Genomic DNA, 13,144 nt, shown 5'->3' with positions numbered 1-13,144 from the left:
GGGTGGCCCAGGTCAAGCGTATTCGCCGCCAGGTACATGGCGTGCTGGTGCTGGACAAGCCGCGCGGCTTCTCCTCCAACGCCGCCCTGCAAAAGGTCCGCTGGCTGCTCAACGCCGAGAAGGCCGGGCACACCGGTAGTCTGGATCCTCTGGCCACCGGAGTACTGCCGCTGTGCTTCGGCGAGGCGACCAAGTTTTCCCAGTACCTGCTGGATGCCGACAAGGGCTACAGCACCGTGGCGCAACTGGGCGTCACCACCACCACCGGCGATGCCGAGGGTGAAGTGCTGGAGCGACGGGCGGTCGCGGTCGATGAAGCGGCCATCCAGGCGGCGCTGCCGGCCTTCCGCGGCCAGATAGAGCAGATTCCGCCGATGTATTCGGCGCTCAAGCGCGACGGCCAGCCGCTGTACAAGCTGGCGCGTGCCGGGGAAGTAGTGGAGCGCGAGGCGCGTTCTGTTACTATTGCCCGTCTGGAACTGCTGGCGTTGCAGGAAGATCGTGCGACGCTGGAAGTGGCCTGCAGCAAGGGCACCTATGTGCGTACCCTGGTCGAAGACCTCGGCGCCCGTCTTGGCTGTGGTGCCCATGTGGCCGAGTTGCGCCGCACCCAGGCCGGCCCCTTTGGCCTGGCGCAGGCCATCAGCCTGGAAGAGCTGGAGGCGGCGCACGCCGAAGGCGGTTCCGAAGCGCTGGATCGCTTCCTGCTGCCGGTCGACAGTGGCCTGGAGCACTGGCCGCTGGTGCAGTTGACGCAGCACAGCGCCTACTACTGGTTGCACGGTCAGCCCGTCCGGGCGGCCAATGCACCGAAATTCGGCTTGATGCGGGTGCAGGACGACCAGGGTCGTTTCATCGGCATCGGCGAGATTGATGACGAGGGGCAGGTTGCTCCCCGTAGACTGATTCGGTCCTAGACCGATACCGAGGGTGGCTGTCAGCAGGCACGGTCACACCTCTTTCCTTAAGCACGGGATCCATCCCGGCCTGTTCCTCAGAGGAGCCCTATCATGGCACTGAGCGTTGAAGACAAAGCCCAGATCGTAAACGAGTTCAAGCAGAGCGAAGGCGACACCGGTTCGCCGGAAGTGCAGGTTGCCCTGCTGTCCGCCAACATCGACAAGCTGCAAGGTCACTTCAAGGCCAACGGCAAAGATCACCACAGCCGTCGTGGTCTGATCCGCATGGTTAACCAGCGCCGTAAGCTGCTGGACTACCTGAAGTCCAAGGACACCTCTCGTTACAGCGCACTGATCGCTCGCCTGGGCCTGCGTCGTTAATACGATGCAGACCTGCTGCAAGCAGTCTGAAGCTGGAGGTCGGCTCGCGCCGGCCTCCGGCTTTTTTGCTTGAAAGGCCGCCAGAATCGGCCTGCGTCACCTGGAGATCAGCGAGGGTCCGAATCCCTCTGGTCGCCCCGATTTCCCCCAAGGCAATAAAGAGAAGGAAAGACTGTGAATCCAGTAATCAAGCAATTCAAGTTCGGTGAGCAGACCTTCACCCTGGAAACCGGCCGCATCGCGCGCCAGGCGACCGGTGCCGTGCTGGTCTCCACCGAAGACGTCAGCGTGCTGGTCACCGTGGTCGGTGCCAAGCAGCCTGCCGTTGGCAAGGACTTCTTCCCGCTGTCCGTGCACTACCAGGAGAAGACCTACGCCGCTGGCCGCATCCCCGGTGGTTACTTCAAGCGCGAAGGCCGTCCTTCCGAGAAGGAAACCCTGACCTCGCGCCTGATCGATCGTCCGATCCGTCCGCTGTTCCCCGAGGGCTTCCTCAACGAAGTCCAGGTGGTCTGCACCGTGGTCAGCACCAACAAGAAGTCCGATCCGGACATCGCCGCCATGATCGGCACCTCCGCCGCCCTGGCCATTTCCGGCATCCCCTTCGCCGGTCCGATCGCTGCTGCGCGCGTGGGCTACCACAGCGAGCTGGGCTACCTGCTGAACCCCAGCTACGAGCAGCTGCAGAGCTCCAGCCTGGACATGGTCGTGGCCGGTACCCGTGACGCCGTGCTGATGGTGGAATCCGAAGCCGACGAGCTGACCGAAGACCAGATGCTGGGCGGCGTGCTGTTCGCTCACGAAGAATTCCAGGTGGCCATCGAGGCTATCAGCCAGTTCGCCGCCGAAGCCGGCAAGCCGACCTGGAACTGGCAGGCGCCTGCCGAGAACACCGCCCTGATCGAAGCCGTCAAGGCCGAGGTCGGCGAGGCCGTGTCCCGTGCCTATACCATCACCATCAAGCAGGATCGCTATGCGGCCCTGGGCGCCCTGCGTGACCAGGCCATCGCCAAGCTGGCCGGTGAGAACGGTCAGTACAGCGAAGCCGAGGTCAAGGAGGCCTTCGGTCTGCTGGAATACCGCACCGTGCGCCAGAACATCGTCGACGGCAAGCCGCGTATCGACGGTCGCGACACCCGCACCGTTCGCCCGCTGCAGATCGAAGTCGGTCCGCTGAAGAAGACCCACGGTTCGGCCCTGTTCACCCGCGGTGAAACCCAGGCCCTGGTCACCGCGACCCTGGGCACCGCCCGTGATTCGCAGCTGCTGGACACCCTGGAAGGCGAGCGTCGTGACAGCTTCATGCTGCACTACAACTTCCCGCCCTTCTCGGTTGGCGAGTGCGGCCGCATGGGTAGCCCGGGCCGTCGCGAGATCGGTCACGGCCGTCTGGCCCGTCGTGGCATCCAGGCCATGCTGCCGACCCAGGACGCCTTCCCCTACAGCATCCGCGTGGTCTCCGAGATCACCGAGTCCAACGGCTCCAGCTCCATGGCCTCGGTCTGCGGTGCCTCTCTGGCGCTGATGGATGCCGGTGTGCCGGTCAAGGCCCCGGTTGCCGGTATCGCCATGGGTCTGGTCAAGGAAGGCGAGAAGTTCGCCGTCCTGACCGACATCCTGGGTGACGAAGATCACCTGGGCGACATGGACTTCAAGGTGGCCGGTACTGCCAAGGGCGTCACCGCCCTGCAGATGGACATCAAGATCAACGGCATCACCGAAGAGATCATGGAAATCGCTCTGGAGCAGGCGCTGGAAGCGCGTCTGAACATCCTGGGTCAGATGAACCAGGTGATCTCCGAGTCGCGTGCCGAGCTGTCCGAGAACGCTCCGACCATGCTGGCGATGAAGATCGACCAGGACAAGATCCGCGACGTGATCGGCAAGGGTGGCGCCACCATCCGTGGTATCTGCGAAGAGACCAAGGCCTCGATCGACATCGAAGACGACGGCACCATCAAGATCTACGGCGAGACCCGCGAAGCCGCTGAAGCAGCCAAGCAGCGCGTCCTTGGCATCACCGCCGAGGCCGAGATCGGCAAGATCTACGTCGGCAAGGTGGAGCGCATCGTCGACTTCGGCGCCTTCGTCAACATCCTGCCCGGCAAGGACGGCCTGGTGCACATCTCGCAGCTGAGCGATCAGCGCATCGAGAAGGTCACCGACGTGCTGAAGGAAGGTCAGGAAGTGAAGGTGCTGGTGCTGGACGTGGACAACCGCGGTCGCATCAAGCTGTCGATCAAGGACGTGGCGGCGGCGGAAGCCTCCGGCGTCTGAGACGACCTCGCGTAACGAAAAAACCCGGCCTCGGCCGGGTTTTTTCGTTTCTGATGGGGTGAGGTGCTCACCGGATATTTCATCGAGGTCCTGGCGGTCCGCTTCTACCGTCCATCGGAGCCCCACATGGCCCAAGTGCCTGCAATGTTGGGCTTCGACGATAGAGCCGTCTCAACCCAACCTACCTTATATCGCCGCCGAGGCCGCGATAAGACAGTTGCTCCTACGACAGAACTACCGGTAGGAGCGGCCCATGGCCGCGATCAGCCGATAACTCGGCGGACCGCCTGAGCCGCGATTGGCCCCGTGCTAGGCCTTCTCGCGAATCCATTCGATGAAGCTGCGCACCTTGGGCACCTCGGCCATCTGTTCCGGATAGGCCAGCCAATAGGCATGGGGGCTGGCCAGGCGATGCGGCCAGGCGAGCACCAGGCGGCCGGAGGCCAGCTCTTCGGCGACCAGGAATTCCGGCAGCAGGGCCACCCCGCAACCTTCCTGGGCCGCGCGGGCGCAGAGGGTGAAGGTATCGAAGCGCGGCCCATGATGGCTATGGACCTCCTCGCGTCCGAGGCTGGCGTACCAGTCGTGCCAGGATTCCGGGCGGGTGGTGTTCTGCAGCAAGACGAAGTCCACCAGTTGCTCCGGTCCGGCGATGCCCTCGGCGGGCAGCAGGTCCGGCGCGCAGACCGCGACCATGTGTTCGTGCAGCAGCAGTTCGCACTCGGCACCCGGCCAGCTGCCATGGCCATAGAACAACGCCACGTCATGGCGAGGATCGCGGAAGTCCACCGGTTCCAGGGCGCTGGAGACATCCAGGTGGATGTTGGGAAAGCGCAGGCGCCAACCCTTCAGTCGCGGTACCAGCCAGCGCTCGCCAAAGGTCGGCGGGGTGGCCACGCGCAGTACCTCGGTCTCGCCGCCATAGGATCTCAGGTAGCGTGCCGACATCTCCAGCTGGTTGAGGATCTTGTCCACCTCGGCCAGGTAGAGGGCGCCGGCCGGGGTCAGTTGCAGGCGGCGCCGGACCCGGCGAAACAAGCTGTGCTGCAGCAGATCCTCCAATTGGGCGACCTGTTTGCTGACGGCGCTCTGGGTCAGCGCCAGCTCGTCGGCCGCGCGGGTAAAGCTCAGATGACGCGCGACCGCCTCGAAGCACTGCATGGCGGTGATGGACGGCAGGTGGCGACGTTGCATGAGCGGACTCGCGGCATGAAAAAAGGGAATGATATGCCGAGCAAAGGTCGGTTGTCCGGCGCCGCTGGCCTGACCATACTCAGGGACGATTTCCTTTCTGCGGAGACCTCAGCATGAGCAAGGCCCTGTTGGAACGCCTCGGCGTTTCTGCCCAGCACTACACCCAAGGCGAGCATCGGGTGAATTCCCCCATCGACGGCAGCCAACTGGGCAGCGTCGCCCTGGAAAGCGCCGCCGAGGTGGAGCAGAAGATCTCTCGGGCCGAGCGCGCCTTCCAGGCCTGGCGTGCGGTGCCGGCGCCGCGCCGTGGCGAACTGGTGCGGCTGCTGGGTGAAGAGCTGCGTGCCCACAAGGCCGATCTCGGCGAGCTGGTGTCCTGGGAAGCCGGCAAGATCACCCAGGAAGGCCTGGGCGAAGTCCAGGAGATGATCGACATCTGCGACTTCGCCGTTGGTCTGTCGCGCCAGCTCTATGGTCTGACCATCGCCTCCGAGCGTCCAGGTCACCACATGCGCGAAAGCTGGCAGCCGCTGGGTGTGGTCGGCATCATCAGTGCCTTCAACTTCCCAGTGGCGGTCTGGTCCTGGAACGCCGCCCTGGCCCTGGTCTGCGGCAATCCGGTGATCTGGAAGCCCTCGGAAAAGACCCCGTTGACCGCCCTGGCCTGCCAGGCGCTGTTCGACAAGGCCCTGGCGCGCTTCGGCGATGCCCCCGCCGATCTCAGCCAGGTCATCGTCGGCGACCGCGCCGCCGGTGAGGCCCTGGTGGACGATCCGCGGGTGGCGCTGGTGAGCGCTACGGGTAGCACCCGCATGGGGCGCGAGGTAGGACCGCGGGTTGCGGCGCGCTTCGGCCGCAGCATCCTCGAACTGGGCGGCAACAATGCCATGATCCTCGCGCCGAGCGCCGATCTGGACATGGCGGTGCGCGCCATCCTGTTCAGCGCCGTGGGTACCGCCGGCCAGCGCTGCACCACCCTGCGCCGCCTGATCGCCCATCGCTCGGTCAAGGACGAGATCGTCGCCCGGCTCAAGACCGCCTATGCCAAAGTCCGCATCGGCCATCCGCTGGAAGGCAACCTGATCGGTCCGCTGATCGATGCCGCCAGCTTCCAGGCCATGCAGGGTGCGCTGGAGCAGGCGCGGGGCGAGGGCGGGGTGGTCTACGGCGGCGAGCGGCAGCTGGCTGAGCAGTATCCCGAGGCCTACTACGTGGCCCCGGCCATCGTCGAGATGCCCGAGCAGAGCGAGGCGGTACGCCACGAGACCTTCGCCCCCATTCTCTATGTGCTGACCTACGACGATTTCGACGAGGCGGTAGCCCTGAACAACGCCGTGCCCCAGGGCCTGTCGTCCTGCATCTTCACCACCGACGTGCGTGAAGCCGAGGCCTTCATGTCGGCGACCGGCAGCGACTGCGGCATCGCCAACGTCAACATCGGGCCGAGCGGTGCCGAGATCGGTGGCGCCTTCGGTGGCGAGAAGGAAACCGGTGGCGGTCGCGAATCCGGCTCCGATGCCTGGAAGGCCTACATGCGCCGCCAGACCAACACCGTCAACTATTCCCGCGAATTGCCGCTGGCTCAGGGCATCGTCTTCGACTGAGTGGATCCGCCAGGAGCGCCGAGAATGCAGTTGCGTGAGGAGTGCCTGTGGGAGCGGCTGTATCCGGCGGTGCCGGGCGCCCCGTTGCAGGGCGAGCGTGACACCGAGGTCTGCGTCATCGGCGGTGGCTTCACTGGACTCTCCACCGCCCTGCACCTGGCGCAAGCCGGGCGGCGGGTGGTGGTGCTGGAGGCCCATGGCGTCGGCCATGGCGGTTCCGGGCGCAATGTCGGGCTGGTCAATGCTGGCATGTGGATCCCGCCGGACGAGGCGGTGGCCACCCTGGGGCCGGAGGTGGGGGAACGCCTGCTGGGGGTGATGGGCGATGCGCCCAGCCAGGTATTCGGCCTCATCGAGCGCTATGGCATCGACTGCCAGCCGCGCCGAGCCGGCACGCTGCACATGGCGCATAGCGCCAAGGGCCTGGCCGATCTGGGGCAACGTGCCGAGCAGTGGCAGCGGCGTGGCGCCCGGGTCGAGTTGCTGGAAGGCGAGGTCTGCTACAGCGCCTGCGGCACGCGCGACATCAGTGGCGCGCTGCTCGATCATCGCGCCGGCACCCTGGTGCCCATGGGGTATGCCCTGGGTCTGGCCAAAGCCCTGCGCCAGGAAGGTGGCGAGCTGTTCGAGCGGAGCACGGTACAGCGCCTGCAGCGGGTAGGCGATCGCTGGCAGGTGGAAACCCCACAGGGGCGGGTGACCGCCGACCAGGTGGTGATCGCTTCCAACGCCTATACCGAAGGCGAATGGACCAGCCTGCGCAAGCAGTTCTTTCCCGGTTACTACTACCAGGTGGCCTCGCGGCCCCTCGGACCCGAGGCGGACTTCATCCTGCCCCAGGGGCGTGGCTCCTGGGATACCCGCACGGTGCTCAGCAGCATCCGCCGCGATGCCGAGGGCCGCCTGTTGCTGGGTAGCCTGGGCAACATGGCGGGGCGGCCGGCCGGTTTCATCCGCGCCTGGGCCGATCGCATCCAGCGGCACTATTTCCCCGCGCTCGGGCGGGTGGAGTGGGAGTGCACCTGGACGGGCCGCATCGGCTTTACCCCCGATCACCTGATGCGCCTGTTCGAGCCGGCGCCGGGCTTGCTGGCGGTGACCGGTTACAACGGTCGCGGGGTTACCACGGGCACAGTGGTGGGGCAGGCCTTTGCCCGTTATCTGTGCAGTGGCGATCGCCACGCGCTGCCAATGCCGCTGGCTCCGTTGGATGCCAATCCGGTCGGGCAATGGCGCAGTCTGATGTACGAAGCCGGTTTTACCCTCTATCACGCGGGGCAATGCCTGCGCGTGGTGCTCTAGCGACCCGCCAATCTCTGGCCATGCCTGGCTCCTTGGCCTGCGATGGCTTTCCCAAGCGGCCGATTTGCGCATCCTACTCTGTGCAACCCGGCCGCTTTGCCTTGCTCAGGCATACGTCGAGAAACAGATGGCTCCCGCGACCTTGGATAGGCGCGATCATGGTTACTTTGGTGGCACAGTGTGGGGGCGGTGTTACGTTTTGGTGCGAAACAGGTGCAACCGGGTTGCTATCTGGTAACAAACCGCTGCGTTTCGCCACTCTCGCTGCTACCGCCATGCGGAATTATTCAGACTAATGAGCCAGTTAAGACAAAAGTCTAAAGGGCAGTCCGTGCCACTGACTGCGGCCCTCGCCGTAGGCAAGCGGTGGTTTTGGCTTGTCGCGGTGGCGGCAAATGGCCTTTGCGCCCGGTACACAACTGGGTGATGGCACAGGCTTTGCTCCGGCGAACAGGCCAACCACCCTCTGGAGCAAACCTCCCATGTCGAAGATTTACAGAAAAGGCATTCTGGCTCTCGCTATCGGTTCTGCGTTCACTCTCTCCTCCCTGGCGCATGCCGACATCGTGATTGGTGTCGCCGGTCCCTATACCGGGGCCAGTGCCGCCTACGGCGAGCAGTTCTGGAAGGGGGCTACCCAGGCCGCGGCGGACATCAACGCCGCCGGTGGTATCAATGGCGAGAAGATCAAGCTGGTGCAGGGCGACGACGCCTGCGAGCCCAAGCAGGCCGTGGCCGTGGCCAACCGCCTGGTGGACTCCGAGAAGGTCAAGGCCGTCATCGGCCACTTCTGCTCCTCCAACACCATGCCCGCCTCGGAGATCTACGACGAGGCCGGCATCATCTCCATCACCCCGGCGTCCACCAACCCCAAGATCACCGAGCGTGGCCTGACCGGGGTGTTCCGCATGTGCGGACGTGACGACCAGCAGGGCATCGTGGCCGGCGACTACATCGTCGATACCCTCAAGGCCAAGAAGGTCGCCATCATCCACGACAAGGACACCTACGGTCAGGGCCTGGCCGACGCCACCAAGGCGCAGCTCAACAAGCGCGGCGTGAAAGAGGTGCTCTACGAGGGCCTGACCCGCGGCGAGAAGGACTTCAACTCCCTGGTCACCAAGATCCGCGCCTCCGGTGCCGACGTGGTGTACTTCGGCGGCCTGCACCCCGAAGCCGGTCCGCTGGTCCGCCAGATGCGCGAACAGGGCGTGACCGCCAAGTTCGTTTCCGGCGACGGCATCGTCTCCGCCGACCTGGTCACCACCGCCGGTGGTCCCCAGTACACCAAGGGCGTGCTGATGACCTTTGGCGCCGATCCGCTGCTGAACCCAGCCGGCAAGACCGTGGTGGAAACCCTGCGCAAGTCCGGCTACGAGCCCGAGGGCTACACCCTCTACTCCTATGCCTCGCTGCAGGCCGTGGCCGCTGCCTTCAACGGCATCAAGGGCGCCGACGGCGCCAAGGCCGCCGAGTGGCTGAAGTCCCACAGCGTCAACACCGTGCTGGGCGAGAAGAGCTGGGACAGCAAGGGCGACCTCAAGGTCTCCGACTACGTGATGTACGAATGGGACGACAAGGGCAAGTACAACCAGCTGCCCTGATCCTCGCGTGAATCCGCTGGCCGCCTTCTCGTCTCCGCCCCAGGACGAGAGGGCGGCCGGCGGCCCTCGTCATCCATCCAACGCGAGACTGCAAACGTGGACGGTATCTTCCTGCAACAACTGGTCAACGGCCTGACCCTGGGTTCGGTCTACGGACTCATCGCCATCGGCTACACCATGGTCTACGGCATCATCGGCATGATCAACTTCGCCCACGGCGACGTGTACATGGTGTCGGCCTATCTCGCCGCCATCGGCATCGCCTTGTTGAGCGTGTTCGGCCTGCACTCCTTTCCCGTGCTGATCCTCGGCACCCTGATCTTCACCGTGGTGGTCACCTCCGTGTACGGCTGGGCCATCGAACGCATCGCCTACAAGCCACTGCGCAACTCCACGCGCCTGGCCCCGCTGATCTCGGCCATCGGCATGTCGCTGATCCTGCAGAACTACGTGCAGCTCGCCCAGGGCGCGCGCCAGCAGGGCGTACCGACGCTGCTCGACGGCGCTCTGCGCCTGCACATCGGCGAAGGCTTCGTGATCATCACCTACACCAAGATCTTCATCATCGTGGCGTCCATCATCGGTATGGGCCTGCTCACCTACGTGATCCAGAAGACCACCCTCGGCCGCATGTGCCGGGCCACCCAGCAGGATCGCAAGATGGCGCAGATCCTCGGCATCAACACCGACCGGGTGATCTCCTATGTCTTCATCATCGGCGCGGCCATGGCGGCACTGGCCGGGGTGCTCATCACCCTCAACTACGGCACCTTCGACTTCTATGCCGGCTTCATCATCGGCATCAAGGCCTTTACCGCGGCGGTGCTCGGCGGCATCGGCTCGCTGCCCGGCGCGATGCTCGGCGGCATCATCCTCGGCATCTCAGAAGCCCAGTTCGCCAGCCTGGTGAACTCGGACTACAAGGACGTCTTCAGCTTCTCGCTGCTGGTGGCGATCCTGATCTTTAGGCCCCAGGGGCTGCTCGGCAAACCCCAGGTCACGAAGGTGTGAATCCATGAGTCAGACGTCTTCCTCCTTCGATCTCAAGGTCGTGCTGCGCGACACCCTCATGGTTGGCCTGGTCTCGCTGATCCTGTTCGGCCCCATCGTCGGCATCGTGCTCGACGGCTATGGCTACAACGTCGAGCCCGGCCGCGTCGGCATCATGGTTGCGGTGGTCATGGCCGGCCGCTTCCTGCTCAGCCTGTTCGGCCAGACCGCCAAGGGGCGCGACTGGATCGAGTCCTTCAAGCGCAACGACGGCGGCGTCCATGTGCTGCCGCCGGGGCACAAGTCCAATCTCAGATTCATCCTGCCCATCATCATCCTGGTCGCCATCGCCTTTCCCTTCCTGGCCACCAAGTACTGGCTGACGGTGATCATCCTCTGCCTGATCTATGTGCTGCTGGGCCTGGGGTTGAACATCGTGGTGGGTCTGGCCGGTCTGCTCGACCTCGGCTACGTCGGCTTCTATGCCATCGGCGCCTATGGCCTGGCGCTGGGTTACCAGTATCTGGGGCTGGGCTTCTGGACCATGCTGCCGCTCGCCGCGATCCTGGCCGCGGTGGCGGGGGCGATACTGGGGTTCCCGGTCTTGCGCATGCACGGGGACTACCTGGCCATCGTCACCCTCGGCTTCGGCGAGATCATCCGCCTGGTGCTCAACAACTGGCTGGAGGTGACCAAGGGTCCCAACGGCATCGCCGCGCCGTCGCCGACCTTCTTCGGCATCGAATTCGGTCGGCGCGCAAAGGAGGGCGGGGTACCCATCCATGAGTTGCTGGGCATCAGCTACAACCCCAACGCGACCATGATTTTCATCTACACCGTGCTGTTCCTGGTGGTGCTGCTGGTGCTCTACATCAAGCACCGGCTGACCCGCATGCCGGTCGGCCGGGCCTGGGAAGCCCTGCGCGAAGACGAGATCGCCTGTCGCGCCATGGGTCTGAACCACGTGCTGGTCAAGCTCTCGGCCTTCATGATCGGTGCCTCCACCGCGGGCCTCGCCGGGGTGTTCTTCGCCACCTACCAGGGCTTCATCAACCCGGCCTCGTTCAATTTCTTCGAGTCGGTGCTGGTGCTGGCCATCGTGGTACTGGGCGGTCTGGGCTCCACCGTCGGGGTGGTGGTCTCGGCCTTCGTCATGACCCTGCTGTTCGAACTGCTGCGCGAATTCGGCGACATCCGCATGCTGGTGTTCGGCGTGCTCATGGTGGTGATGATGATGTGGCGGCCGCGCGGCCTGATCCGTATCGCCCGCAGTGGCTTCGCGATTCGCAAGGGAGTGGCGCCGTGAGCGACAACATTCTGACCGTAAAGGGTCTCGGCATGAGATTCGGGGGCATCAAGGCGCTTTCGGACGTGTCCTTCGAGATCAAACGCCAGTCCATCACCGCGCTGATCGGCCCCAACGGGGCCGGCAAGACCACGGTGTTCAACTGCCTGACCGGCTTCTACAAGGCCACCGATGGCGAGATCCGCCTGGACACCGCCGATGGTCGCTCGACCCGCGTCGGCAAGATCATGGGCGAGCGCTTCCAGGCGGCCGACTTCGTCAATCCGATGCAGTTCGGCAGTCGGCTCTGGTACAAGATGTTCGGCGGCACCCACCTGGTGAATCGCGCCGGTCTCGCCCGCACCTTCCAGAACATCCGCCTGTTCAAGGAGATGTCGGTGGTGGAGAACCTGCTGGTGGCGCAGCACATGCAGTGCAATCGCAACCTGATCACCGGCATCCTCAACACCCCCGGCTATCGCCGCGCCGAGGAAAAGGCGCTGGACACGGCCTTCTACTGGCTGGAGGTGGTGGACCTGGTGGACCACGCCAACCGCCTGGCTGGCGAACTCTCCTACGGCCAGCAGCGCCGCCTGGAAATCGCCCGGGCCATGTGCACCCGCCCGGAGATCGTCTGCCTGGACGAACCGGCCGCCGGCCTCAACCCGGCCGAGACCGAGGCCCTGGCCGGCATGATCCGGCTCCTGCGCGACCAGCACCGCATCACCGTGGTGCTGATCGAGCACGACATGGGCATGGTGATGAACATCTCCGACCACATCGTGGTGCTGGACCACGGCCAGGTCATCGCCCGCGGCCTGCCGGCCGACATTCGCAACGATCCCAAGGTCATCGCCGCCTACCTCGGCGCCGAAGAAGAGGAGGTGGCATGACCACGCCGATCCTGGAATTTCGCAACGTCGACGTCTTCTACGGGCCGATCCAGGCCCTGAAAGGCGTCTCCCTGAGCATCAACGAAGGCGAGACGGTGAGCCTGATCGGCGCCAACGGTGCCGGCAAGTCCACCCTGCTGATGTCCATCTTCAGCCAGCCCCAGGCGCGCAATGGGCAGATCCTCTACCGCGGCGAGGACATCACTCGCAAGAACGCCCACTACGTGGCTTCCAACGGCATCGCCCAGTCGCCGGAGGGGCGCCATGTGTTCCCTGACATGACGGTGGAGGAAAATCTGTTGATGGGCACCATTCCCATCGGCACCCGTTGGGTGGACGAGGACATGCAGCGCATGTTCGAGCTCTTCCCACGGCTCAAGGAACGCCGTAACCAGCGCGCCATGACCATGTCCGGTGGCGAACAGCAGATGCTGGCCATCGCCCGGGCGCTGATGGCGCGACCCAAGCTGCTCTTGCTCGACGAACCCAGCCTGGGCCTGGCGCCCATCGTGGTGAAGCAGATCTTCCAGATCCTGCGCGAACTGGCGAAGAGCGGCATGACCATCTTCCTGGTGGAGCAGAACGCCAACCATGCCCTGCGCCTGTCCGACCGTGCCTATGTGATGGTCACCGGCGAAATCCGCATGACCGGCAGCGGCCAGGAGTTGCTGGCCAATCCCCAGGTGCGCGAAGCCTATCTGGGCGGTCACTAACG

Annotated in this window: 11 protein-coding genes; 10 read left to right on the top strand and 1 reads right to left on the bottom strand. The window is 64.7% G+C overall.

What is annotated here, in order from left to right; all coding sequences use genetic code 11:
- Positions 1–2 precede the first annotated feature (2 nt).
- The 3 genes from truB to pnp all read left to right on the top strand — a co-directional run bounded on the left by truB (position 3) and on the right by pnp (position 3,557).
- Positions 3–917, top strand: a complete 915-nt coding sequence (gene truB, locus LRS53_RS23300) for a tRNA pseudouridine(55) synthase TruB (RefSeq protein WP_027601370.1) — start codon at positions 3–5, stop codon at positions 915–917.
- Between the two features lie 93 nt (positions 918–1,010).
- Positions 1,011–1,280 carry a 30S ribosomal protein S15 gene (gene rpsO, locus LRS53_RS23295; RefSeq protein WP_007162645.1) on the top strand — a complete coding sequence of 90 codons (270 nt, stop codon included), beginning with the start codon at positions 1,011–1,013 and terminating at the stop codon, positions 1,278–1,280.
- Positions 1,281–1,454: 174 nt separating this feature from the next.
- A complete protein-coding gene (gene pnp, locus LRS53_RS23290; protein WP_231357450.1) occupies positions 1,455–3,557 on the top strand; it encodes a polyribonucleotide nucleotidyltransferase in 2,103 nt (700 codons plus the stop codon).
- A gap of 309 nt (positions 3,558–3,866) precedes the next feature.
- On the opposite strand, the gene LRS53_RS23285 is transcribed toward pnp, so the two are convergent.
- Positions 3,867–4,751 (bottom strand): LysR substrate-binding domain-containing protein, encoded by an 885-nt coding sequence (locus LRS53_RS23285; RefSeq protein ID WP_007162643.1) that lies wholly within the window; start codon positions 4,749–4,751, stop codon positions 3,867–3,869.
- 113 nt (positions 4,752–4,864) lie between these two features.
- Here LRS53_RS23285 and amaB point away from each other — a divergent pair, with 113 nt between their 5' ends.
- From amaB to LRS53_RS23250, 7 genes are all read left to right on the top strand, one after another.
- Complete coding sequence (gene amaB, locus LRS53_RS23280) at positions 4,865–6,355, top strand: L-piperidine-6-carboxylate dehydrogenase (RefSeq protein ID WP_331275311.1); 1,491 nt, start codon at positions 4,865–4,867, stop codon at positions 6,353–6,355.
- 24 nt (positions 6,356–6,379) lie between these two features.
- Positions 6,380–7,657: an L-pipecolate oxidase gene (amaA, locus tag LRS53_RS23275; RefSeq protein ID WP_231357449.1), complete on the top strand. Its 1,278-nt coding sequence runs from the start codon at positions 6,380–6,382 to the stop codon at positions 7,655–7,657.
- 482 nt (positions 7,658–8,139) lie between these two features.
- The gene (locus tag LRS53_RS23270) at positions 8,140–9,261 is read left to right on the top strand and encodes a branched-chain amino acid ABC transporter substrate-binding protein (protein WP_231357448.1); all 1,122 of its coding nucleotides are present in this window, start codon (positions 8,140–8,142) and stop codon (positions 9,259–9,261) included.
- A 96-nt stretch (positions 9,262–9,357) separates the two neighbouring features.
- The gene (locus LRS53_RS23265; RefSeq protein WP_017640614.1) at positions 9,358–10,272 is read left to right on the top strand and encodes an ABC transporter permease subunit; all 915 of its coding nucleotides are present in this window, start codon (positions 9,358–9,360) and stop codon (positions 10,270–10,272) included.
- A gap of 4 nt (positions 10,273–10,276) precedes the next feature.
- Positions 10,277–11,557 (top strand): high-affinity branched-chain amino acid ABC transporter permease LivM, encoded by a 1,281-nt coding sequence (livM, locus tag LRS53_RS23260; RefSeq protein WP_017640613.1) that lies wholly within the window; start codon positions 10,277–10,279, stop codon positions 11,555–11,557.
- Positions 11,554–12,429, top strand: a complete 876-nt coding sequence (locus LRS53_RS23255) for an ABC transporter ATP-binding protein (protein ID WP_231357447.1) — start codon at positions 11,554–11,556, stop codon at positions 12,427–12,429. Before livM ends, LRS53_RS23255 begins: the two co-directional genes overlap by 4 nt.
- The gene (locus LRS53_RS23250; protein ID WP_093257132.1) at positions 12,426–13,142 is read left to right on the top strand and encodes an ABC transporter ATP-binding protein; all 717 of its coding nucleotides are present in this window, start codon (positions 12,426–12,428) and stop codon (positions 13,140–13,142) included. Before LRS53_RS23255 ends, LRS53_RS23250 begins: the two co-directional genes overlap by 4 nt.
- Positions 13,143–13,144: the final 2 nt, after the last annotated feature.

This window comes from Pseudomonas sp. PLB05, assembly GCF_021106615.1.
Lineage (GTDB): Bacteria > Pseudomonadota > Gammaproteobacteria > Pseudomonadales > Pseudomonadaceae > Chryseomonas > Chryseomonas benzopyrenica.
This window is presented reverse-complemented; position numbering and strand designations above follow the sequence as displayed.